Origin of the sequence: Halomonas sp. IOP_31 (assembly GCF_021151495.1) — a bacterium.
GTDB lineage: Bacteria > Pseudomonadota > Gammaproteobacteria > Pseudomonadales > Halomonadaceae > Modicisalibacter > Modicisalibacter zincidurans.
This window is the reverse complement of the sequence record NZ_JAIRBP010000016.1, coordinates 54,965-76,978: the sequence shown is the minus strand read 5'-3', so window position 1 is coordinate 76,978 and position 22,014 is coordinate 54,965. Positions and strand designations below refer to the sequence as shown.

21 protein-coding genes are annotated in these 22,014 nt (G+C 65.5%); 18 read left to right on the top strand and 3 right to left on the bottom strand.

Annotated elements, in window-relative coordinates; genetic code table 11:
- Positions 1-53: 53 nt before the first annotated feature.
- From K7I12_RS10275 to K7I12_RS10245, 7 genes are all read left to right on the top strand, one after another.
- Positions 54-992: an electron transfer flavoprotein subunit alpha/FixB family protein gene (locus K7I12_RS10275; RefSeq protein WP_231664083.1), complete on the top strand. Its 939-nt coding sequence runs from the start codon at positions 54-56 to the stop codon at positions 990-992.
- A 180-nt stretch (positions 993-1,172) separates the two neighbouring features.
- Positions 1,173-2,015, top strand: a complete 843-nt coding sequence (locus tag K7I12_RS10270) for a DUF3450 domain-containing protein (protein WP_231664082.1) — start codon at positions 1,173-1,175, stop codon at positions 2,013-2,015.
- Positions 2,012-3,403: a MotA/TolQ/ExbB proton channel family protein gene (locus K7I12_RS10265; protein ID WP_231664081.1), complete on the top strand. Its 1,392-nt coding sequence runs from the start codon at positions 2,012-2,014 to the stop codon at positions 3,401-3,403. The genes K7I12_RS10270 and K7I12_RS10265 overlap by 4 nt, the downstream gene beginning before the upstream one ends.
- Complete coding sequence (locus tag K7I12_RS10260) at positions 3,387-3,920, top strand: MotA/TolQ/ExbB proton channel family protein (protein ID WP_231664080.1); 534 nt, start codon at positions 3,387-3,389, stop codon at positions 3,918-3,920. Before K7I12_RS10265 ends, K7I12_RS10260 begins: the two co-directional genes overlap by 17 nt.
- Positions 3,913-4,317: an ExbD/TolR family protein gene (locus tag K7I12_RS10255; protein WP_031383697.1), complete on the top strand. Its 405-nt coding sequence runs from the start codon at positions 3,913-3,915 to the stop codon at positions 4,315-4,317. The genes K7I12_RS10260 and K7I12_RS10255 overlap by 8 nt, the downstream gene beginning before the upstream one ends.
- Entirely contained in the window at positions 4,317-5,084 is a 768-nt protein-coding gene (locus K7I12_RS10250) for an energy transducer TonB (protein ID WP_231664079.1), read from the top strand. Before K7I12_RS10255 ends, K7I12_RS10250 begins: the two co-directional genes overlap by 1 nt.
- A 5-nt stretch (positions 5,085-5,089) precedes the next feature.
- Positions 5,090-6,340 carry a hypothetical protein gene (locus K7I12_RS10245; protein ID WP_051907435.1) on the top strand — a complete coding sequence of 417 codons (1,251 nt, stop codon included), beginning with the start codon at positions 5,090-5,092 and terminating at the stop codon, positions 6,338-6,340.
- On the opposite strand, the gene xthA is transcribed toward K7I12_RS10245, so the two are convergent.
- Positions 6,337-7,173, bottom strand: a complete 837-nt coding sequence (gene xthA / locus K7I12_RS10240) for an exodeoxyribonuclease III (RefSeq protein ID WP_031383694.1) — start codon at positions 7,171-7,173, stop codon at positions 6,337-6,339. The genes K7I12_RS10245 and xthA overlap by 4 nt on opposite strands.
- Positions 7,173-7,415, bottom strand: coding sequence for a hypothetical protein (locus K7I12_RS10235; protein ID WP_031383693.1), 243 nt, complete (start codon positions 7,413-7,415; stop codon positions 7,173-7,175). Before K7I12_RS10235 ends, xthA begins: the two co-directional genes overlap by 1 nt.
- A gap of 160 nt (positions 7,416-7,575) precedes the next feature.
- On the opposite strand from K7I12_RS10235, the gene rhlB reads away from it, so the two are divergent.
- Both rhlB and dinG read left to right on the top strand, forming a co-directional pair.
- Positions 7,576-8,850: an ATP-dependent RNA helicase RhlB gene (gene rhlB, locus K7I12_RS10230; RefSeq protein ID WP_031383692.1), complete on the top strand. Its 1,275-nt coding sequence runs from the start codon at positions 7,576-7,578 to the stop codon at positions 8,848-8,850.
- 30 nt (positions 8,851-8,880) lie between these two features.
- Positions 8,881-11,019 carry an ATP-dependent DNA helicase DinG gene (gene dinG / locus K7I12_RS10225; protein WP_031383691.1) on the top strand — a complete coding sequence of 713 codons (2,139 nt, stop codon included), beginning with the start codon at positions 8,881-8,883 and terminating at the stop codon, positions 11,017-11,019.
- Between the two features lie 101 nt (positions 11,020-11,120).
- On the opposite strand, the gene K7I12_RS10220 is transcribed toward dinG, so the two are convergent.
- Positions 11,121-12,203: a 3-deoxy-7-phosphoheptulonate synthase gene (locus K7I12_RS10220; protein WP_031383690.1), complete on the bottom strand. Its 1,083-nt coding sequence runs from the start codon at positions 12,201-12,203 to the stop codon at positions 11,121-11,123.
- 280 nt (positions 12,204-12,483) lie between these two features.
- Between K7I12_RS10220 and rpoE the strand changes: the two genes are divergently transcribed.
- From rpoE to recO, 9 genes are all read left to right on the top strand, one after another.
- Positions 12,484-13,089 (top strand): RNA polymerase sigma factor RpoE, encoded by a 606-nt coding sequence (rpoE, locus tag K7I12_RS10215; protein WP_031383689.1) that lies wholly within the window; start codon positions 12,484-12,486, stop codon positions 13,087-13,089.
- A gap of 198 nt (positions 13,090-13,287) precedes the next feature.
- A complete protein-coding gene (locus K7I12_RS10210) occupies positions 13,288-13,992 on the top strand; it encodes a sigma-E factor negative regulatory protein (protein ID WP_031383688.1) in 705 nt (234 codons plus the stop codon).
- Between the two features lie 41 nt (positions 13,993-14,033).
- Positions 14,034-14,993: a MucB/RseB C-terminal domain-containing protein gene (locus tag K7I12_RS10205; protein WP_150113161.1), complete on the top strand. Its 960-nt coding sequence runs from the start codon at positions 14,034-14,036 to the stop codon at positions 14,991-14,993.
- 179 nt (positions 14,994-15,172) lie between these two features.
- Positions 15,173-16,615, top strand: coding sequence for a DegQ family serine endoprotease (locus K7I12_RS10200; protein ID WP_031383686.1), 1,443 nt, complete (start codon positions 15,173-15,175; stop codon positions 16,613-16,615).
- Between the two features lie 186 nt (positions 16,616-16,801).
- Positions 16,802-18,619, top strand: a complete 1,818-nt coding sequence (lepA, locus tag K7I12_RS10195; RefSeq protein WP_031383685.1) for a translation elongation factor 4 — start codon at positions 16,802-16,804, stop codon at positions 18,617-18,619.
- A 13-nt stretch (positions 18,620-18,632) separates the two neighbouring features.
- Positions 18,633-19,436 (top strand): signal peptidase I, encoded by an 804-nt coding sequence (lepB, locus tag K7I12_RS10190; protein ID WP_031383684.1) that lies wholly within the window; start codon positions 18,633-18,635, stop codon positions 19,434-19,436.
- A gap of 47 nt (positions 19,437-19,483) precedes the next feature.
- Positions 19,484-20,173: a ribonuclease III gene (gene rnc / locus K7I12_RS10185; protein ID WP_031383683.1), complete on the top strand. Its 690-nt coding sequence runs from the start codon at positions 19,484-19,486 to the stop codon at positions 20,171-20,173.
- Positions 20,170-21,072, top strand: a complete 903-nt coding sequence (gene era / locus K7I12_RS10180; RefSeq protein ID WP_231664077.1) for a GTPase Era — start codon at positions 20,170-20,172, stop codon at positions 21,070-21,072. Before rnc ends, era begins: the two co-directional genes overlap by 4 nt.
- A gap of 199 nt (positions 21,073-21,271) precedes the next feature.
- Positions 21,272-21,970: a DNA repair protein RecO gene (gene recO / locus K7I12_RS10175; RefSeq protein ID WP_231664075.1), complete on the top strand. Its 699-nt coding sequence runs from the start codon at positions 21,272-21,274 to the stop codon at positions 21,968-21,970.
- Positions 21,971-22,014 lie beyond the last annotated feature (44 nt).

Here is a 22,014-nt window from a genome sequence, read left to right as displayed (position 1 = left end):
CTGATCGACAAACTCAAGAACGAAGCCAAAGTGCTTTGAAAGGAGCTGATCTCATGAGCATTCTGGTCCTCGCCGAACACCACGACGGGCAGCTCGCCGGCGCCACCGCCCACGTCGTCGAGGCGGCCCGCCAGATCGCCCAGTCCGCTGGCGGTGACGTCGACGTGCTGGTCGCCGGCGACAACGTCGCCGCCGTCGCCGATGCTGCCACTCGGCTGGAAGGCGTGACGCGGGTGCGCGTCGCCGATAACGCGGTCTACGCCCATCAACTCGCCGAACCGCTGGGCGAATTGCTGGCGGCACTCGCCGACGAGTACACGCACGTACTTGCCGCCGCCTCGACCAATGGCAAGAATGTGTTGCCGCGGCTTGCCGCGCTCAAGGATGTCGCCGCGATTTCCGAGATTCTCGATGTCGTCGATGCCGGGACTTTCAAGCGGCCGATCTATGCCGGCAACGCCATCGCCACCGTACAGTCCGACGATGCGCTCAAGGTGCTGACCGTGCGCACCACGGCGTTCGAGGCGGTCAGCGAGAATGGCGGCGCCACTCAGCAAGCCGTCGACATCGTCGTTGAAAATGCGCTGTCGAGCTTCGTCGGCGAAGAGCTGGCGGCCAGCGAGCGCCCCGAGCTGGGTAGCGCCAGGATCGTCATCTCGGGCGGTCGCGGGATGGGCAACGGCGACAACTTCAAGCTGCTCGACGGCATCGCCGACAAGCTCGGTGCGGCGATCGGCGCCTCGCGGGCGGCGGTCGACGCCGGCTTCGTGCCCAACGACATGCAGGTCGGCCAGACCGGCAAGATCGTCGCACCGGAGCTGTACATCGCGGTGGGCATCTCCGGGGCGATTCAGCACCTGGCGGGGATGAAGGACTCCAAGGTGATCGTCGCGATCAACAAGGACGAGGAGGCGCCGATCTTTCAGGTCGCTGACTATGGTCTCGTCGGCGATCTGTTCGAGATCCTGCCGCAGCTCGAGCAGAAGCTGTAGCCCAGTAACGCTCAAGCTCGCGTATTGCATGCCCGACCTCCCAGGCCGGCCCTCTCGGGCCGGCCTTTGCACGTGAGCGTCGAATATCGCCGCCGCTGTATTGATAATGGTTATATTTTGTATTAGCGTGGCGGACATTTCCTCGGCACGCCAAGCCGATGGCCTGATCGGAGCAGTACAGTGAATAAGCGGATCATGACGATGGGCAACGCGCCGCGGCGTAGCGGTTGTGCGTTGCTGGCCTGCCTGGCGTTGCTGGGCAGCGCTCAGGTGCAGGCCCAGGACAAAGGGCGGGAAGGGTTGGTGGAAAAGAGCGTCGAGGTCCAGCAGAACCAGGCGCAGCTCCAGCAGAAGATCGATGCCGCCGACGACGCCACGCGCGAAGCGCTGCGCGAATTGCGTCGCGTCGAGCGCGAGGCGCAACGGCTCGAAGCCTATAACGACGAGCTGGCGCGCCAGGTCGACGAGCAGGGCAAGGCTGTCGAGCGCCGCCAGCGTGCTGTCGAGCAACTCGCCAATGCCGAACAGCGCCTGCCGGTACTCACTCGCCAGTTGGCGGCTCGTCTCGAGCGACTGGTTGCGGCCGACATGCCGTTTTTGTACGACCAGCGTCAGGCGCGCCTGGCGAGCCTTAATCGGATGCTCGACAGCGGCGAGCTATCGGCCGCCGACAAGCTGGATCGGGTGCTTGCCGCCTGGCGCGCCGAACTGGATTACGGCCGCGAGGTGGATGCCTGGCAGGGCTCGCTCAAGACGCAAGGTGACAGTCTCGAGGTCGACTACCTGCGCCTGGGCCGGTTGGGCTGGTATTACCTGACCCCCGATGGCCAGCAGGGCGGCGTCTGGCGCAGCAAGGAACAGGCCTGGCAAGCGCTCGACGATGAAGCGCTGGGCGAGGTGCGCAAGGGGCTGCGCATCGCCCGCGAAGAACGCGTACCGGCGATGCTCGATCTGCCGCTGTCGGTAACCCCCCAACAAGGTCAGCTCCAGTCATCGCAGCAGAGCCAGGAGGACGCATCATGAGGCGATTGCTCGCGATGAGTGCGCTGACTGCTGCGCTGTTGTCACCCTTGGCGCTAGCCCAGCAATCGTCGGGGCAAGCTGCCGGCGACGCGGCGCCGTCGTTATCTCAGGTGCTCGAGGATTTTCGCGCCGACAGTCAGGCGGCCACCGGCCGCGACAGGCAGCGTCTGGCGGCCTTGCTCGACGACCGCGACGCGCTCGAAGCCGCCCTGAACAAGGCCCAGGCACGGTTGACGGCGGCCGAGCAGCGCCGCGCTGCGCTGGAAAGCCAGCGCAACGAGCAGCGCCAGCGCCTGGATCGGTTGCGCGAACAGGCCGGCAATCAGACCGGCGATCTGGGCGGCGTTCAAGATATCATCGGCCAGCGGATCGGTGCCTTGCGCGATGACCTCGGCGAAAGCTGGCTCACGCTAGGCAGCAGCGTCAGTCTGCCCGAGCGGCCGGCCGAAGATGCGTTGCTCGATCTCGACACCCTGGTGGCGCTCGGCGAGAGCCTGGCGCAACTGACCGCGGAGAGTGCTCGTGTAGTGCGCTTCGAGGCCCCGGTGGCCGGTCGCAGCGGTGAATTGAACCGGCGCGAGGTAATGCGAGCCGGCGCATTCGCGGCCTTCAGCGAGGGCCAGTTGCTGCGTCAGCCGGGTAACGGCGAGGCGCTGGCGGTGATCGAGCGCACACCCCAAGAGATCAGCGAGGCTCTGCGCGCGTATCAGCAGGGCCAGCGCGAGGCGCTGCCTGTCGATCCGAGCCAGGGGCAGGTGCTCAAGGCGCTGACGCAGCGTCCCGATCTCTGGCAGCGTTTTCAGCAGGGCGGATACGTCGGCTATGTCATCGTTGCGCTGGGCGTGCTGGGTCTGCTGGTCGCGGTGTCCCAGTACGCTTATCTGTTGCTCGTGTCGCAGCGCCTGCGCCGGCAGCTGCGCGATGCTACGACGCTGCGTGACGACAACCCGTTGGGACGCATCCTCAAGCGCTTCCAGGCGCTGGGCGAGGGTCATGCCTCCGAGGCCCTCGAGGCACGTCTCGACGAGGCGCTGCTCGCTGAGCAGCCACGCCTCGAACGCGGCCAGCCGCTGGTCAAGTTGCTCGCCGCGGTAGCGCCACTGCTCGGCCTGCTGGGTACGGTGACCGGAATGATCGTCACCTTCCAGTCGATCACCGTGTTCGGCACCGGCGACCCGCAATTGATGGCCGGCGGGATCAGTCAGGCGCTGGTCACCACCGTGCTGGGACTGATCACGGCGGTGCCGCTGCTGTTCGCGCAGACCGCACTGGCCAGCCGCAGCCGTAGCCTGGTCGGTCTGCTCGAAGGACGTGCCAGCGCGGTACTGGCCGATCATCTCGAGGGCCGCCAGCACCATCCGGAGAGCCGTCATGTCCACCCTGCTTGAGCCCTTGGCACGGCTGGTGGAAGCCGGCGGCATCGTGCTGGTGATGGTCGCCATGGTGGCCATGGCGCTGTTCTCGCTGGCGCTGGAGCGTGGGCTCTACTGGCGCTTTACTCACCGCCGTGCGCGCCGCGAGCTGATCGAGCGCTGGACATCGCGCTCCGAGCACATCAGCTGGAGCGCGCTGACCCTGCGTGAGGTCTGGACCCGCGAGCTGATGGCGCGTTTGCGGCGTCCGCTGCCGTGGCTGAAGTTGCTGGTTGCGCTGTGCCCGTTGCTGGGGTTGCTGGGCACCGTGACCGGCATGATCCAGGTCTTCGACAGCCTGGCGTTGACCGAGGTCGGTCAGGCCCGGGCGATGGCCGACGGGGTCGCGCGGGCGACCCTGCCGACGTTGACCGGCATGGCGATCGCGGTGGTCGGGCTATTGTTTACCACCCGGCTCGAGCAGGTCATTCGTCGCGAGGACCAGCGTCTTCACGACCGTATGGCGCGTGCCGTGGAGGCCAATCATGCGTAGACGGCGAATAAGCAACGGCGACGAGAGCGCCGAGGTCAACCTGACGCCGATGCTCGACGTGGTGTTCATCATGTTGATCTTCTTCATCGTCACCACCAGCTTTACCAAGGAAAGCGGCGTCGAGATCGAGCGTCCCGAGTCGTCGACCGCCAGCGCGCGTCCCGATGCCCAGGTGATGGTGGCCATCACCCCGGAGGGTGCGGTGTGGGTCGATGGCGAGCCGGTCGACGTGCGTCGCGTCGGTAGCGCGGTGGCCGGATTGGTCAGCGATCGTGGCGGCGTCGTGGTGCAGGCCGATCGCGAATCCACCACCGGGCTGCTGATCGAGGTCATGGATCGCATCCGCGAGGCCGGCGTCGACAATCTGGCGGTGGCGGCGACGCGAGGCGACCCCTGATGCGGCACCTGCTCGGTTCGCTGGGTGGCGTACTGCTGACGCTGGTGCTGTTGACGTTGCTGGCGCTGCTGGTCACGCCCCCGGTCGACGATCGCCCCGAGATCGAAAAGCCGCTCTCGATGTCGATGGTCGAGGCGCCCCGGTCGCAGTCCCGGGACAACGCTCCGGTACCGGCCCAGGCGGCGCCCGCGCCGCCCGCCCAGGCACCGCCGCCACCGCCCGCGCCGTTGCCGGCGCCGAGCCCGAGCAGTCCGGTTGCCATTCCGACGCCCGAGGTGCCGGCGATGGAGGCGCCCGAGGTGCCGCTGGACGAGAAGTTGCCGGAACTGACGGCCGAGCAGCCCGAGCCCGAGCCCGAGCCCGAGCCGACGCCTAAGCCCGAACCGGCGCCTAAGCCCGAACCCGCACCCGAGCGGGTCGCCGAGGCCGACGCGAGTGCCAGCGAGGCTTCCCAGCGGAGCGCGCAGGACAGCGCCCAGGCGCCGACCGGCGCATCGGGGCCGGTGAGCTCGCCGCAGCCGACGCGCAAGGTGCCGCCGGAGTATCCCGCGCGTGCGCAGCGACGCGGCCTGGAAGGCTATGTCGAGGTGCGCTTCACGATTCTTCCCGACGGCAGCGTCGACAGCGATTCGCTGCGGGTAACCGACGCCGAGCCACGCAACGTCTTCGAGCGGGCAGCGCTGCGGGCGATCTCGCGCTGGCAGTTCCCCGAGTCCGCGTCGCCGCGCGAGGCACGTCAACGTCTGGTATTCCGGCTCACAGGATAGTCACGATGGATGCGCGCTGGTTCAACTCCGCCACTGTATTGCTCGCCGGCTTGCTGTCGTTGACGCTGATCAGCCAGACCTGGGCGGCACCGGCGCTGCGCCCGGATATGGTGGCGAGTCTCGAGCGCATGCAGTCGCGTCTCGACGCGGGCGATCCCGCGGCGCTGGCCGACGATGCCCGCGCCGCTGCACAGCGACTGCAAGGCGGCAATGCGGCCGATCGCTGGGCACGGGCGCTGTTTCTGCAGATCGCCGCGAATGCCGAACTGCGTCGTGACGATCCGCTTGCCGCGGCCGAGCTGCTGAGCCGGGCGCGAGGGCTTGACGGCATCGAGCGCGAATATCGTCGCCGCTGGCTGCGCCGGGAGGCGCGGTTGCGGTTGCGCGCCGGCCAGACCGCGCGCGGCGTCGAGCTGCTCGGGCAGTGGCTGGAGCAGGGTGACGCCGCGGGCGATGACGATCGCTGGCTGATGGCGCAGGGCTTGGCGCAGCTCGAGCGCTGGGACACGGCGGCCAAGTGGGTCGATCGCGCGCGTGGCGAGGGCAATGTCGCGAATGACCGGTATCTGCAGCTCGCCGCGAGCATCTACCAGCGCGCGGGGCGCGAGGATCAAGCCCTGGCGAGTCTCGATGCCTTGCTCGCCGGCGCCGAGGTGTCGGCGGATACCTGGCGGCGAGCCGCGGGGCTGGCTCAGCGGCTCGACCAGCCCGGCCGCGCCGCGGCAATCTGGGAAGCCGGCTGGCGGCGTGGCGCGTTGCAGGGCGAAGCCGCCCTGCGCCAACTGATTCAGCTGCACATGGCCGGCGGCACCCCGGCGCGCGCTGCCGAACATCTCGAGCGGGCGCTGGCCGATGGACGGCTGCAAGAGAGTCTGGCCAATCGCCGGCTATTGGCTCAGGCCTGGAGCGCGGCGCGCAATCGTGACGCGGCGCTCCAGGCCTGGCGCGCGGTCAGCGAGCGTAGCCAGGAGAGCGAGGATTGGCGTCAACTGGGTGAACTGGCCTACGCCTGGGGGCGCTGGGGAACGGCCATCGAGGCGCTGCGCCGGGCGCGCCAGGCCGGCGGGGCGACACCCCGCGACTGGCTGCTGGAAGGTGTGGCGGCACTCGAGCAGGGCGATCGCGATGCCGCCCGGGCGGCCTTCGAGGCGGCCCGCCAGGCGGGCGCCCAGCAGGCCGGGGCATGGCTGGATTCGCTTGAAAGCAGCAACGCTGGCGTCGGGGTGGCAAGTGCGAAGCAATCAGCGTCGGATTAGCCGGGCGACGGGAAGCCCGCCAGGTCCAGCTCCAGCCACACCGGCGCGTGATCCGACGGTCGGGTCATGCCGCGCAACGGATAGTCGATGCCGGCGTCACGGACCCGCTCGGCGAGCGGCTTGGTGAGCAAGATGTAATCGATGCGCAGGCCGCGCTTGGGATCGCGTTCGAAGCCGCGCGAGCGGTAGTCGAACCAGCTGAAGGTATCGCCATCCTCGGGGTGGCAGAGCCGGTAGCCGTCGTCCAGACCCCATGTCTTGAGGCGCTTGAGCCATTCGCGCTCTTCGGGCTGGAAGCTGGTCTTGCCTTCGCGCAGCCAGCGCTTGCGGTTGGGCTCGCCGATGCCGATGTCGCTGTCCTCGGGCGAGATATTGAAATCGCCCATCAGCGCGAGCCGCTGATCGGGGCGGAAGTCCCGCTCGAGATGCTCGCTGAGCTTGGCGTAGAAGGCGCGCTTGTGCGGATACTTGACCGGATGCGCGACGTTCTCGCCCTGCGGAAAATAGCCGTTCCAGACGATCAGTGCCTCGCCGTCATCGCCGATCAGGCGGGCGCCGATCAAGCGCCGCTGGGCATCCTCGCCATCGTCGGGCAGGCCGTAGAAGACCTCCTCGGGTTCGCGCCGGCACAGCAGGGCGACCCCGTAATGGCCCTTCTGGCCATGGTAATAGACATGGTAACCCAGCGCGTGGACGGCCTCGAACGGAAACTCGTCGTCGTGGACCTTGGTTTCCTGCAGGCCGATCACCGCCGGGCGGTGGCTTTCGATCAGCGCTTCGAGCTGATGCAGGCGCGCGCGCAGCCCGTTGATGTTGAAGGACACCAGGCGCATCATGTGTCTCCCTTCGGCGCGTCGCCATCGCGCGCATGAAGATCGAGCTTGCCCGCCTGTTGCTGGCGGGCCAGCTTGCGCGCAGCCTGAAGCTTGCGCTGCTGGCGTTTCTTCGCGGTGAAGCGGCGCGACGAGACGACCTCGTCGGGATTGTCGTGGCGCCAGCGGCGATAATCCTTGCGCTTGCCGGTACGGATGGTCACCTTGTCGGCCAGCGAGCGAGTCTTCTTCTTGCGCGTCATGTAGGGCGGTTTCCTGAATCGTGCCTGCGTGGATTCTACCAGTTCCTGGCCGGCTGCCGACAGGCTGACTCGCGATATGCGTGACGGGCTCTTGTTGCCAAGGGCTGGTACAATGGCGCCTTGACTACTTCCCATCGAACCGGAACAGAACTGCAAGCCTATGAGTGAGTCGGAAAAGACAGCCGCACCGGCCCAGAACCGCAAGCCCAAGCGTCGCCGCCGCAAGCCGCGCAAATCGCAGTCCAGCTGGGATCTGCGCCAGTTTCAGGTGCCGCCGGTCGCCGGCAAGTGGCGCTTCCACGACTTCGACCTGCCGCTGCCGTTGATGCGGGCGATCCATGCGCTGGGCTTCGAGTATTGCACGCCGATTCAGGCTGAAGCACTCAGCCAGACCCTGCTGGGCGGCGATGTGGTCGGCAAGGCCCAGACCGGCACCGGCAAGACCGCGGCTTTCCTGATCGCCGCGCTGACCTATTTTCTCGAGGAACCGGCGCCGGACGGCCAGAAACCGGGTACGCCGCGGGCGCTGATCGTCGCGCCGACCCGCGAACTGGCGCTGCAGATCGAGAAGGACGCCAAGGCACTGGCCCGCTTCACCTCGCTGAATATCGCCAGCGTGGTCGGTGGCATGGACTACCAGAAGCAGCGCGAACAGCTGGCCAGGAAGGTCGACCTGCTGATCGCCACGCCGGGTCGGCTGCTCGACTTTCACGAGAAGCGCGACGTCGATCTCAGTCAGACCGAAGTGCTAGTGCTCGACGAGGCGGATCGCATGCTGTCGATGGGCTTCATCCCCGACGTCAAGCGGATCATTCGCCATACGCCCAAGACCGAGGAGCGCCAGACCTTCCTGTTCTCGGCGACCTTCACCGAAGACATCCTCAACCTGGCCAGCCAGTGGACGCATCAGCCGGCGCACGTCGAGATCGAGGTCACCGTCGACAATGCCGCCGACATCGATCAGCGCGTCTATCTGGTCAGCGACGACGACAAGCAGCGGTTGCTGGTCAATCTGCTCAAGCAGGAATCCTTCGAGCGAGTCATGGTGTTCGGCAACCGCCGCGACCTGGTGCGCAAGCTCGACGAACTGCTGCGCAAGGCCGGCGTCGATGTCGCCATGCTGTCCGGCGACGTGCCGCAGAATCAGCGCATCAAGACCCTGGAACGCTTCCGCGAGGGCGAGCTGACGGTGCTGGTGGCGACCGACGTCGCCGGGCGCGGCATCCATATCGATGACGTCAGTCACGTCATCAACTACACCCTGCCCGAAGACCCCGAGGACTACGTGCATCGCATCGGGCGTACCGGTCGTGCCGGCGCCAAGGGCGTGTCGATCAGTTTCGTCGGTGAGGAGGACGCCTTCTCGCTGCCCGAGATCGAGCGCTACATCAATGACAAGCTGCCTTGTGAGCATCCGCCCGAAGGGCTGTTGTAGGGCTGGCGCAGGTATTGAAAGGATCGATCGATGCTCGACGAGCCCCTGAAGGACGAGATCCAGGCCGCCTATCGCCGGGTCCTCGAGGGCCTCGAGCTGACCCCGCGCTACGGCCAGCGGCTGATGATCGCCGAGATTGCGCGTACCCTGGCCGGCATCGAGGCCGACGACAGCGGGCGTAGGATCTCCCACGAGCACGTCTGCGTGCTCGAGGCTGGCACCGGCACCGGCAAGACGCTGGCCTATCTGTTGTCGGCGTTGCCGGTGGCCCAGGCCCGCGGCAAGCGGCTGGTGGTCTCGACCGCCACGGTGGCGCTGCAGGAGCAGGTCCTTCATCAGGACCTGCCGGCACTCAAGCAACATAGTGGCCTGCAGTTCGACTACGCCCTGGCCAAGGGGCGCGGGCGCTATCTCTGCGTCGCCAAGCTCGATCAGGTACTCGACGGCGTCGAGGACAACCCGACCTACTCGCTGTTCGAGCAGGCCCTGGAATCGCGCGACGGCGACGACTTCCACGGCCTGGTGCAGGAGCTTGCCGAGGCCTACGGCACCGGCCGCTGGGAGGGCGATCGCGACAGCTGGCCGGTGGCCATCGAGGACGCCAGCTGGCGCAAGCTGACCACCGATCACCGCCAGTGCACCAACCGGCGCTGCGGCCACTTCAGCGCCTGCGCGTTCTTCCGCGCCCGTCGGCATCTCGACCAGGCCGACGTGATCGTCGCCAACCACGACCTGGTGCTCGCCGATCTGTCGCTGGGCGGCGGGGTGGTGCTGCCGCCGCCCAAGGACTGCATCTACGTCTTCGACGAAGGCCATCATCTGCCCGACAAGGCGCTCGAGCACTTCTATCACCGCTTTGGCGTCAACGCCACGCTGCGCTGGCTGCGCACGCTCAAGAAGTCGCTGACCGAATTGAATGCCGCGCTGGCGGTGCAGCCGACCCTGGCGCGGTTGCTGGCCGGTTTTCCCGAGTCGATCGCCGCGCTCGAGCCGCGCCTCGGCGAGGCCTATGCGCTGGGCCACAGCCTGGCCGAATTGCCCAATGGCGCCGGCGACGACACGCGCCATCACCGCTTCGCCATGGGCCGTGCGCCCCAGGCCCTGCGCGAGACGGCCACGGCGCTGGTCACGCCGTTCGCCGAGCTGTCGCGCAATCTCGAGACGATGTCCGACATCCTGCGCGAGAGTCTCGATCCCGACACGGCCACCGGGCTCGAGCGCGAGCAGGCCGAGCCCTGGTTGCCGCTGGTGGCGCTACTGCACGGACGCGCGCTCGAGGCGCATGCGCTGTGGCAGGCGATGGCCGCCGACGACAGCGAGGGCGAACCGCCGCAGGCGCGTTGGTTGACCTTCGATCAGCAGGGCGGCGAGAGCGAACTGACCTTCTCGGCGAGCCCGGTGTCGGCGGCGGAAACCCTGGCGCGCTACCTGTGGGGCAGTTGCTACGGGGCGGTGGTGACCTCGGCGACGCTGACCGCGCTGGGGCGCTTCGAGCGCCTGCAGGAGCGCGCCGGGCTGGCCAATCGCTATCGTTACCAGCGCCTGCCGAGTCCGTTCGATTATTCCCGGGCGGTGCTCAGCGTGCCCCGCGAGGCGGTCGACCCGAGCAATCGCGAGGCCCACGAACGAGCGATCGGCGAGTTCATCGCCGCGCTCGGCGAGCGCGAGGCGGTGCTCATGCTGTTCTCGTCACGGGCCCAGCTGCGCGCCGTCGAGAAGGCCTTGCCCGAGGCGCTGGCCCAGCGCGTGCTGGCCCAGGACCGGCTGCCCAAGCGTGAGCTGATCGATCGCCATCGCAAGCGCGTCGATGCCGGCGAGGGCAGCATCATCTTCGGTCTGGCGAGCTTTGCCGAGGGTATCGATCTGCCAGGACACTACCTGACCCATGTGGTGATCACCCGGCTGCCGTTCGCGGTGCCCGACGACCCGGTCGGCGCGACGCTGGCGGAGTGGATCGAGAGCCGCGGCGGCAATCCGTTCATGCGTATCTCGGTGCCCGATGCTTCGATCAAGCTGGTTCAGGCCTGCGGGCGGCTGATTCGCAAGGAAGCCGACGAGGGGCGCATCACGTTGCTCGACCGACGCGTGCTGACTCGCCGCTATGGACAGGCACTGCTCGATTCGCTGCCGCCTTTTCGTCGCGAGATCGATGGCCAGCCAAGTGCCTGATTGCGCAGAGTGACAGCTGAAAGACCGAGCGGATAGCCAGCGGGGCCGCTCGACGCAGACCCCGGTGTTTTTTGGTGCAGGGGAGATTGACGGAGTTACCCTCAGCTGCGCTTGTCGCGACGCGCGGCGAGGACCGGCTTGAGCTTGTCATCCATGCGCTTGAAGGTGTCTTCGGTGGTCGGCCAGTCGATACAGGCATCGGTGATCGACACGCCATATTCGAGCTGTGTGATGTCGTCGGGAATCTGCTGGCTGCCCCAGCCGATGTGCGACTCGACCATCAGGCCGATGATCGAGCGATTGCCTTCGAGGATCTGGTTGGTGACGTTTTCCATCACCAGCGACTGCAGCGCCGGGTCCTTGTTGGAATTGGCATGCGAGCAGTCGATCATGATATTGGCGGTGACGCCGGCCTTGGTCAGTTCCTGCTCGGCCAGCGCGACGCTGACGCTGTCGTAGTTGGGCTTGCCGTTGCCGCCGCGCAGCACGACATGCCCATAGGCATTGCCGCGGGTGCGTATCACCGCGACCTGGCCGGCCTGGTCGATGCCCAGAAAATTGTGCGGATGGGCGACCGACTTGAGCGCGTTGACCGCGACGTCGAGGCTGCCGTCGGTGCCGTTCTTGAAGCCCACCGGGCTCGACAGCCCCGAGGCCATTTCACGATGCGTCTGCGATTCGGTGGTGCGCGCGCCGACCGCCGACCAGCTGATGCAATCCTGAAGATACTGCGGCGAGATCGGATCGAGCGCCTCGGTGGCCAGCGGCAGCCCCATTTCGGTCAACTCGACGAGCAGGCGACGGGCGATATGCAGGCCCTCCTCGATCTCGAATGAGCCGTTGAGGTGTGGATCGTTGATCAGCCCCTTCCAGCCGACCGTGGTGCGCGGTTTCTCGAAATAGACGCGCATCACGATATACAGGCTGTCGCTGACCTCGTCGGCAAGCTTGCGCAGGCGACGAGCATAGTCGCGAGCGGCCTCGACGTCGTGAATCGAGCAAGGGCCGACCACCACGATCAAGCGAGGGTCATCGCCGTCGAGGATCCGCTGGATGGTCTGGCGTCCCTCGATGATGGTCTTTTCGGAACTCGGGGAGAGGGGAATTTCCTGTTTCAGGGCGTCGGGCGTGATCAGGACATCCTGGGACAGGACGTTGAGATTGTTAACCTGCTGCTGGGACATTCAGCTACCTGCGATTCGGTCGGCAAGGGGAAAGCGCCTACTATCGCCCGGCTGGCGCGCTGAAATCAACGCCGTGATGATCGTCGAGCCCTGTGACGGGCTGCCAATCGTGCAAAAAAATCGCGCTATCTTGATGCGGGTCCCATAAACAGGAACACTGAGACGCTAAATCGCTATCCAGCCCCAGGTTGAATCAATGAATCGTAATTGCGCCATGGCCTTGCCGTGTTGCTTACCATCGGATCCGCTCATCGTCGATGCGCGCCTGGAGAGGCACTGAATGGCCAACCGGGAAACCGACCAGCAGCTTGTCGAGCGCGCCCAGCGAGGCGATAACCGGGCTTTCGATCTGCTGGTCAAGAAATACCAGCACAAGATCATTGGCCTGATCAGCCGCTACGTACACGATCATGCCGAAGTGAACGACGTGGCCCAGGAGGCCTTCATCAAGGCCTACCGGGCATTGGCCAACTTTCGTTCGGAGAGTGCCTTCTATACCTGGATGTACCGGATCGCCATCAATACCGCCAAGAATCATCTGGTGTCCAAGGGGCGCCGTCCGCCGGGCAGCGATCTGGACATCAGCGATGCCGAGGTCGTCGACCACAGCGGCCGGCTGTCCGACATCGAGACGCCCGAGGCGTCGATCGCCCGCGATCAGCTCGAGGCGGCGGTATTCGAGGCGATCGAGCGGTTGCCGGAGGATCTGCGTACGGCGATCACGCTGCGCGAACTCGATGGCCTGTCCTACGAGGACATCGCCAATATCATGCAGTGTCCGGTGGGCACGGTGCGCTCGCGGATATTCCGCGCGCGCGAGGCAGTGGACCGGCATATCCAGCCACTGCTCGAGAATCCGCGCAACCAGGACGTGGTTCAACAGTGAGCGGTTGACGAAATTCTACCGTCCGCGGCTGAACTGTCCGCGCTCAATGGCGTCTCAGTGGGTGTTCGTACGCCGCTGCGATGCAAGACATCATGAAAGTGGCGGCGTCTGGGCATGGGGTCGGATGTTTCCGTCAGTTCGGGACCTGCAGGCGGGTCGATTGCCGGCCTTATGCCTTGTCGACTGTGGGGGTGTGAGATGAATGACAAATTACGGGAATCGCTGTCCGCGTTGATGGACAACGAAGGCGATGAACTCGAGCTGCGCCGCGCGCTCAAGTCGCTCGACGATTCTCCCGAAACAGCCGACGTCTGGCGTCGCTATCATCTGGCACGCAGCCTTATGCGCCGCGAGCATGGCGTCGCGATGCAGGTCGATCTGTCGGCGGGAATAATCGCGCGGATCGCCGACGAGCCGGTCCCCACGCCTGGCGAGTCCGTCGTGGCCAGGCGTCATGGCGGCTTGTCGTTTTCGGGCAGCGCCGCGGTGGCAGCCACGGTGTCGGTACTGGTGATCTCGGGCGTCCAGGTCTACAACAGTCTCAATCCGGCTGCGCCTGACGAACTCACCCGTCAGACAGCGTCGGGCAGTGGGGTCGCAACCGGCGGGAACGGTGCCTCCCTGGCCAGTGCGCCGCTGGACGTCGATGCGCCGACCAGCCTGTCAGGGCTGTATCCTTCGTTCGGTGGCGGCAACAGTGGCGTGATGACGGTGGGCGCCGACCTGGGGGCGCCGATGTTCATGGCACCCAGCCAGCGTCAATCGCAGCGTGGCGATATCGAGCAGGCACGTCTGCTGCAGACCTATCTTGAACGTCATGCGCAAGGCGCGGCCTATCGCTCCGGCGAGCCCTGGATGCCGTTGCTGCGCGCTTCTGCCCAGGAGCCGATGAGCCCGCGGTGATGCGCACGTCGAAGAGAGCACCCTATATATCGGCGGCCTTGATGGCCGTCGTCTACCTGTTGTCCAGCGGCCTCGCTGTGTCCGACGAGAAGTCGTCGGGCGGCTTCGATTGCCGGCAGTTGGATCGGCTGGAGACTCCCGCATCGCCCATCGGCTGGCTGGAACGTAGCCTGTGGGCCAGTCGCTGCTATCTTTTTCAGGCGCGCGGCGTGCGCATCAGCGGCGACGGAGTGCGCACCCTGGCGCTCTCCCGCGCGATCCGCGACGGCGTCGAGCGCGAGGCGGCCAGCTATCTCGACGGTCCGGCGGTGGTCTACGAAGGCCATGGGCGCATCGCCCGAGACAGCCTCTCGGGGCTGGCTGTCGGTGGCGTTTCGCCGTCGGCGAGCCTGCCGATCATCGACAATCATTACCGCGTGTCGCTGGGCGGCGAGTCGCGGATTGCCGGGCGGCCGAGTGTCCGCCTGGATATCGAGCCGCTCGACAGCCTGCGCTACGGCCATCGGCTATGGCTCGACCGGTCGACGGGGCTGCCGCTCAAACGAGTATTGATAGATGCCGACGGGCAGATCATCGAAACTTTCCAGATGACCGAGCTCGACCAGCCGACGCTCTATGAAGGCGCTGTCGCGTTCGACGCTTCGACCGAAGTGCCGCCGCAACCCTGGCAGCTCGGCTGGTTGCCGACCGGTTATCGTTCCCTGGCATTGCCGCAGGCATCGAGCATCGATTCGCTGCCACTGGGTCATCGCCTGTATAGCGATGGCCTGGCGAGCTTCAGCGTCTTCATCGAACCGCTGGCAACGCCTGACCGGGCACTCACTCCCGGGCTGCACCGCCTGGGTGTGTCGTACGCCGCCGTACGCCACCTGCGTGTCGCCGGGCGCATCTACCAGGTGGTGGTGATGGGTGAGGTCCCGCCCGAGGTGCTGCGGCGTGTGGCCGCGCAAGTCGAGTACCGTCCTGCCGTCGCGTCCCAGCCACGATCGGCAACGCCGTGAGGGGGCTGCACGGGGCGGCATGGAACGGGTCTGTCAACGGCCGGCTGCCGATTTCACTGATCCCGCTGAACTCTTGCCCCGGGTCGCTATCAAACGGTTCGGGTGCATGCATGTCACTCTCGGTACTTGCCCCCGACCAACGGAGCGCCCGCTCCAGAACCATGACACAGGAGTTCCCGATGCAACGCATTACACGACAGCTCTCCATGTGGCTGATGGTCATGCTGGCCGTCGTCACGCTGCAGGCGCAGGCGGCGCAGTCCCAGGATCTGCCCGATTTCACCCAGCTGGTCAAGCAGGCCGCTCCCGGGGTCGTCAATATCTCCACGACCCGCGAGGTGCAGCGTACCAGCATGGGGCCCTGGGGCGGCCAGGGTCAGCAGGAGGTTCCGGAAATCTTTCGGCGCTTCTTTGGCGATCAGATCCCCTTCGGCCCTCCCGGCGGTAACGGCGGAGGCTCCGAGGAGCGCCGTTCGCTGGGCTCCGGATTCATCATCGGCGAGGATGGCTACATCCTGACCAATGCGCACGTGGTCAATGGCGCCGATGAGATCATGGTGCGCCTCAATGATCGCCGGGAACTCAAGGCCAAGCTGGTCGGCGCCGACAAGAAGACCGACGTGGCGCTGCTCAAGGTCGATGCCGACAACCTGCCGACGCTCAATATCGGCAACTCCGAGCAGCTCGAGGTCGGCGAGTGGGTTGCCGCCATCGGTTCGCCGTTCGGCTTCGATCATTCGGTGACGGCGGGTATCGTCAGCGCCATCGATCGCACGCTGCCCTCAGATGCCTATGTGCCGTTCATCCAGACCGACGTGGCGATCAACCCGGGCAATTCCGGGGGGCCGCTGTTCAACCTCGAGGGGGAAGTGGTCGGCATCAACTCGCAGATCTTCACCCGCAGCGGCGGCTTCATGGGTCTGTCTTTCGCGATCCCGATCAGCGTGGCGATGGACATCGCCGATCAGCTGCGCGAAAGCGGTCAGGTGAGTCGCGGCTGGCTGGGCGTGGTGATTCAGCCGGTATCGCGTGATCTGGCTGAGTCGTTCGGGCTCGACGGCCCGCGCGGGGCCTTGATCGCCGATGTCGCCGAGGGCGCACCGGCAGCCAAGGCCGGCCTGCAGGCGGGCGACATCATCGTCGCCGTGGATGGCCAGAAGGTCGATCAGTCGACCACGCTGCCGCGCCTGATCGGCAAGATCGCTCCGGGCGGAAAGGTCGAGCTCGAGCTGTTGCGCAACGGTGAGCAGCTGACCAAGGCGGTCACCGTCGGCGATTGGCCCGAAGAGCAGCAGGCGCTGGCCGGTGGCGCCCAGGGCGACGATTCACAGAGCCGCCTGGGCGTTGTGGTCAGCGCGCTGGAGAGCAACCAGCTCAAGCAGCTAGGCATCGATAGCGGGGTGCGTATCGTCGACATCGATCCGTCCGGTGCGGCGGCGGCGGCCGGTTTCAAGCCCGGTGACGTGATCGTTTCGCTGGATCAGAAACCCATCGAATCACCGCAACAGTTGGCCGAGGTCATTGGCCAGGTCGGCAAGGATCGCGTGGTTCCGGTGCGTCTGATGCGCGACGGCCGTTCGCTGTTCGTGGCGCTGCGGCTGGGCAACGACGACGCGGAATGAGGCGAGAGCGCGTCGCTCGTCAGTGAATGAGCGGGGCCCCACGGGGCCCCGTTGTGCGTCGGGCGCCTGCGCTTCGCTGTCCTTGCCGTGACCTTGCCGGTACAATGCCAGCCAGACATTTCGACATGCCGACTGCGACACTCTCGTCGCGCACTCAGGTGTGTTCATGAAACCGGATCGGGCTTAATGAGCAGCAACGAGAACCACAGAGAAATCAGTCATATACGCAACTTCTCGATCATCGCCCACATTGACCATGGCAAGTCCACGCTGGCCGATCGCATTATTCAGCTGTGTGGCGGATTGAGCGAGCGCGAGCTCAAGGAGCAGGTGCTCGACTCGATGGATCTGGAGCGCGAGCGCGGCATCACCATCAAGGCACAGTCGGTCACGCTGGATTACATCGCCGAAAATGGCGAGACCTACCAGCTCAATTTCATCGATACCCCCGGCCACGTCGACTTTTCCTATGAAGTGTCGCGCTCGCTGTACGCCTGCGAAGGAGCGCTGCTGGTGGTCGATGCCGCCCAGGGGGTCGAGGCCCAATCGGTGGCCAACTGCTACACCGCGATCACCCAGGATCTCGAAGTGTTGCCGGTGCTCAACAAGATCGATCTGCCCCAGGCCGATCCGGATCGCGTCGCCCAGGAGATCGAGGAGATTATCGGCCTGGATGCCGCCGATGCCTGCCAGGTCTCGGCCAAGACCGGAATCGGCATGGAAGCGCTGCTGGAACGCCTGGTGTGCGACATCCCGCCCCCCAGGGGCGATTCGCAAGGGCCGTTGCAGGCGCTGATCATCGATTCCTGGTTCGACAACTATCTGGGTGTGGTGTCGTTGATCCGGCTGTTCGACGGTACCCTGAAGAAGGGTGACAAGATCCGCATGAAGTCCACCGGACGCGATTGGGAAGCCACCGAGGTGGGTATCTTCACGCCCAAGCGCAAGCAGACCGGCGTCCTGCGTGCCGGTGAGGTGGGCTTCGTGGTGGCCGGCATCAAGGACATCCACGGTGCGCCGGTCGGCGACACCATCACCCATGCCAGGACGCCGGACACGCCGCGCCTGCCGGGTTTCCAGAAGGTCAAGCCGCAAGTCTACGCGGGCATGTTCCCGGTCAGCTCCGACGACTACGAGGAGTTTCGCGACGCGCTCGAAAAGCTGGCGCTCAATGATGCCTCGCTGGATTACGAGCCGGAGAACTCCGACGCGCTGGGCTTCGGCTTTCGGGTCGGTTTCCTGGGTACGCTGCACATGGAGATCATCCAGGAGCGGCTCGAGCGCGAATACGACCTGGATCTGCTGACCACTGCACCGACGGTGGTCTATGAGCTGGCGATGAACGACGGCGAGTTGCGCTACGTTGCCAACCCCTCGAAGCTGCCCGACATGGCCAGCGTCGATGAGATGCGCGAGCCGATCGTGCGTGCCAGCATGCTGGTGCCGCAGGAATTCGTCGGCAACGTGATCGCCGAATGCGAGCAGCGCCGTGGCGTGCAGCTCGACATGCAGTTCCTGGGCAATCAGATCCAGCTGGTCTATGAACTGCCGATGTCCGAAGTGGTGATGGACTTCTTCGATCGCCTCAAGTCGATTTCCAAGGGTTACGCTTCTCTGGATTACAGCTTCGAGCGCTTCCAGGTTGCCAAGCTGGTGCGCCTCGACGTGCTGATCAACGGCGACAAGGTCGACGCGCTGGCGGCGATCATTCATCGCGATCACGCCCAGGGGCGCGGCCGTGCGTTGGTCGAGAAGATGAAGGAGCTGATTCCGCGGCAGATGTTCGACGTGGCGATCCAGGCGACGATCGGCAGTCAGGTGGTGGCGCGCTCGACGGTCAAGGCGCTGCGCAAGAACGTGACCGCCAAGTGTTACGGCGGCGACGTGAGCCGCAAGAAGAAGCTGCTCGAGAAGCAGAAGGCCGGCAAGAAACGCATGAAGCAGGTGGGGCGCGTGGAAATTCCCCAGGATGCCTTCCTCGCCGTACTCAAGGTCAACGACTAGGAACTGATCACGCATGGACTTTTCGCTACTGCTGGTGGTGGCCGTGGCCGTCACGGGATTGGTATGGCTGCTGGACGTCACCTGGTGGCGGCGTCGACGCCTGGCGCGGCTGGCGTCGGTAGAGTCGGCGAACGGCGCCACACTGGATGACGGCACCCGGCGCAAGCTCGCTCGCGAGCCCTGGCCGGTCGACTATGCCCGCTCGTTCTTTCCGGTGCTGCTGGTGGTGTTGTTGCTGCGCAGTTTCCTGGCCGAGCCGTTCCAGATCCCCTCGGGCTCGATGCGGCCGACGCTGGAAATCGGCGATTTCATCCTGGTCAACAAGTTTGCCTACGGCTTGCGGCTACCGGTGACCAATACCGAGTTCGTCGACCTGGGCGAGCCGCAACGCGGCGACGTCATGGTGTTTCGCTTTCCTGAGGACCCCTCGGTCAATTTCATCAAGCGCGTGGTGGGGTTGCCGGGGGATCGCATCCGCTACGAAGGCAAGCAGCTCTACATCAACGGCGAACCGGTGCCCAAGGAGCTGGTCGACGAGAATCCCGAGGGCGCTCCGGGCGAGCTAGAATTCCGGGAATGGCTGGGCGAGCACGAGCATGCGCTCTACAACAACCCGCGCGATCCGGGCCCGCAGATGCGCGAGGTCACGGTGCCGCCGGGCCAGTATTTCGTGATGGGCGACAATCGCGATCATTCCAACGACAGTCGTTACTGGGGTTTCGTGCCCCAGGCCAATATCGTCGGCCAGGCCTTTGCCGTATGGATGAATTGGGACGGCGGCCTGCCGAGTTTCGACTCGGTCCGACTAATTCCTTGAGCGCTCGTGTCGCAACGTCTTCCAGCCCAATCGAGAGCAGCAGTTTTGTGAGCAATTCCCACAATGCCTTCAGCCGCCGTATCGGCTATCGTTTCCGCGATGCAAGCTTGCTGGAGCTAGCCTTGACCCACCGCAGCTATGGTGGGGACAACAACGAGCGCCTGGAATTCCTGGGCGATTCGATCGTCAACTTCGTCATCGGCGAGGCGCTGTTCCAGCGTTTCCCCCAGGCCCGCGAAGGTCAGCTTTCACGGTTGCGTGCGCGGCTGGTCAAGGGCCAGACGTTGGCCGAGCTGGCCCGTGAGTTCGAAATCGGCGAACAGCTTCGTCTGGGCTCCGGCGAGATGAAAAGCGGTGGCTTTCGGCGCGACTCGATCCTCGCCGACGCCATGGAGGCGGTGATCGGCGCGATCTATCTGGATGCCGGCATGGATGCGGTCAAGGCGCGAATCCTCGCCTGGTACGGCACCCGCCTGGAGTCGCTCGATCTGCTCGACACCCAGAAGGACCCCAAGACGCGCTTGCAGGAATTCCTGCAAGCGCGTCAGGCGCCGCTGCCGCGCTATGACGTGACCTGCGTGGAGGGCGAGGCGCATGCCCAGACCTTCACCGTGGAGTGTCACATCGACATGCTCGACAATCTCACACGCGGTGTGGGATCGAGCCGCCGTCATGCCGAGCAGGAAGCCGCACAGAAAGCGCTGGCCCTGCTCGACCCGCGAGGAGGCCGCCCATGAGCCAACAGACCTGTGGATTCGTCGCCATCGTCGGCCGTCCCAACGTCGGCAAGTCGACCTTGATGAACCGTATCCTCGGCCAGAAGATCTCGATCACCTCGCGGCGTCCGCAGACCACACGCCACCAGATAATGGGCATCAAGACCGACAAGGGCGCGCAGTTCATCTATGTCGACACGCCCGGCATGCATATCCAGTCCAGGGATCGCAACAAGGCGATCAACCGCTTCATGAACCAGGCGGCGACTCAGGCGTTGCGCGATGTCGACTGCGTGGTCTTGCTGATCGATCGTACCCGCTGGACAGACGAGGACGACGTGGTGCTGGACAAGCTCACCCACGTCAAGGCGCCGGTGATCCTGGCGGTCAACAAGGTCGATCGCCTGGGCGACAAGCGCGATCTGTTGCCCTGGCTCGAGACGCTGCAGGCCAAGCGCGAGTTCGCCGCGATCCTGCCGCTGTCGGCCAAGCACGGCAGCAACGTTGCCGAGCTGGAAGGCGAGGTCGCCAAGCATCTGCCGGAAAGCATCCACTATTTTCCCGACGATCAGGTCACCGACCGCAGCCAGCGTTTTCTGGCCGCCGAACTGGTGCGCGAGAAAGTCATGCGCCAGCTCGGCGACGAGCTGCCCTACCAGATGACCGTCGAGATCGAGGAGTTTCGCGATGAGCAGCGGATCATCCACATCAGCGCGCTGATGCTGGTCGAGCGCCCGGGGCAGAAGAAGATTCTGATCGGCGAGAACGGCGAGCGGATCAAGAGCATCGGCCGCGAGGCGCGCCTGGACATGGAACGCGCCTTCGGCGCCAAGGTGATGCTCAACCTGTGGGTCAAGGTCAAGCGCGGCTGGTCGGATGATGATCGGGCGCTCAAGAGCCTGGGCTACAACCTGGATTGAACGCAAACCTGTCTGCGCTCGCCCATACGGCGTTAAAAAAGTGTCTCGATATGCTCATTTACACCTCAGTAAACTCCGCTCTCTCGACATTTTTTGCTTTGCGACCCACAGGGATGTGGGGAGTGCAGTGGCCCGCAGGGAGCGGGCCTGGCGCTGACCTTCGCTCGACGAGGTTTGAACGTATTGAAGGCGGCTTTTGATGCAGCCTCAGCCGGCGTACCTGCTGCACAAGCGCCCCTATCGCGAGACCAGCGCGCTGGTCGATCTGCTCACCCTTGAACACGGCCGGGTGCGCGCGGTGGCCCAGGGCGTGCAGCGCGCCGGCAGCAAGAGTCGTTCGCGACTCCAGCCATTCGCGCCGCTGCATGTCACCTGGAGCGGCAATAACGACCTCAAGCGTTTGCGATTGATGGAGTCCGGCGGTTCGGCAAGCCTGCTGGCGGGCGAGGGGCTGTTGTGCGGCCTGTACGCCAACGAGCTGTTGACTCGGCTATTGCCGCCGCTGCTGCCCGCCGCCGAGGTGTTTGCCTTCTATTCGGCGCTACTCGGCGAATTGCCGACCCCTGCGTGCCGCGCGGGGGCGCTGCGCCGGCTCGAAGTCACGCTGCTCGAGACGCTCGACGCCGAGCCGGTCTTCCGCGATCTCGACGAGCGCGAACTGGATCCCCAGGCGCGCTATGTCTATCGCGTCGCGCAACGTCACTTCCAGCTCGCCGATGACCCATCGGGTATCGACGGTCGCACCTTGCGTCTGCTCGCCCAGGGCGACTGGGCGAGCCCGGGCCTGGCGGGGGTCGCCAAGTCGTTGACGCGGGCCGCTCTGGCGCCTCTGCTGGGGTCGACGCCGTTGCGTTCGCGCGAATTGATGCGACAGCTGACGGCGCGTCGGCGACACTGATCGAGCGCACTTTTCCCCGATTCAGCCCAACCAAGGAGACAAGC

Coding starts and splice junctions, on each gene's coding strand:
- K7I12_RS10275 (WP_231664083.1), top strand. CDS start 54: ATGAGCATTCTGGTCCTCGCCGAACACCACGACGGGCAGCTCGCCGGC.
- K7I12_RS10265 (WP_231664081.1), top strand. CDS start 2,012: ATGAGGCGATTGCTCGCGATGAGTGCGCTGACTGCTGCGCTGTTGTCA.
- K7I12_RS10260 (WP_231664080.1), top strand. CDS start 3,387: ATGTCCACCCTGCTTGAGCCCTTGGCACGGCTGGTGGAAGCCGGCGGC.
- K7I12_RS10255 (WP_031383697.1), top strand. CDS start 3,913: ATGCGTAGACGGCGAATAAGCAACGGCGACGAGAGCGCCGAGGTCAAC.
- K7I12_RS10250 (WP_231664079.1), top strand. CDS start 4,317: ATGCGGCACCTGCTCGGTTCGCTGGGTGGCGTACTGCTGACGCTGGTG.
- K7I12_RS10245 (WP_051907435.1), top strand. CDS start 5,090: ATGGATGCGCGCTGGTTCAACTCCGCCACTGTATTGCTCGCCGGCTTG.
- xthA (WP_031383694.1), bottom strand. CDS start 7,173: ATGCGCCTGGTGTCCTTCAACATCAACGGGCTGCGCGCGCGCCTGCAT.
- K7I12_RS10235 (WP_031383693.1), bottom strand. CDS start 7,415: ATGACGCGCAAGAAGAAGACTCGCTCGCTGGCCGACAAGGTGACCATC.
- rhlB (WP_031383692.1), top strand. CDS start 7,576: ATGAGTGAGTCGGAAAAGACAGCCGCACCGGCCCAGAACCGCAAGCCC.
- dinG (WP_031383691.1), top strand. CDS start 8,881: ATGCTCGACGAGCCCCTGAAGGACGAGATCCAGGCCGCCTATCGCCGG.
- K7I12_RS10220 (WP_031383690.1), bottom strand. CDS start 12,203: ATGTCCCAGCAGCAGGTTAACAATCTCAACGTCCTGTCCCAGGATGTC.
- rpoE (WP_031383689.1), top strand. CDS start 12,484: ATGGCCAACCGGGAAACCGACCAGCAGCTTGTCGAGCGCGCCCAGCGA.
- K7I12_RS10210 (WP_031383688.1), top strand. CDS start 13,288: ATGAATGACAAATTACGGGAATCGCTGTCCGCGTTGATGGACAACGAA.
- K7I12_RS10205 (WP_150113161.1), top strand. CDS start 14,034: ATGGCCGTCGTCTACCTGTTGTCCAGCGGCCTCGCTGTGTCCGACGAG.
- K7I12_RS10200 (WP_031383686.1), top strand. CDS start 15,173: ATGCAACGCATTACACGACAGCTCTCCATGTGGCTGATGGTCATGCTG.
- lepA (WP_031383685.1), top strand. CDS start 16,802: ATGAGCAGCAACGAGAACCACAGAGAAATCAGTCATATACGCAACTTC.
- lepB (WP_031383684.1), top strand. CDS start 18,633: ATGGACTTTTCGCTACTGCTGGTGGTGGCCGTGGCCGTCACGGGATTG.
- era (WP_231664077.1), top strand. CDS start 20,170: ATGAGCCAACAGACCTGTGGATTCGTCGCCATCGTCGGCCGTCCCAAC.
- recO (WP_231664075.1), top strand. CDS start 21,272: ATGCAGCCTCAGCCGGCGTACCTGCTGCACAAGCGCCCCTATCGCGAG.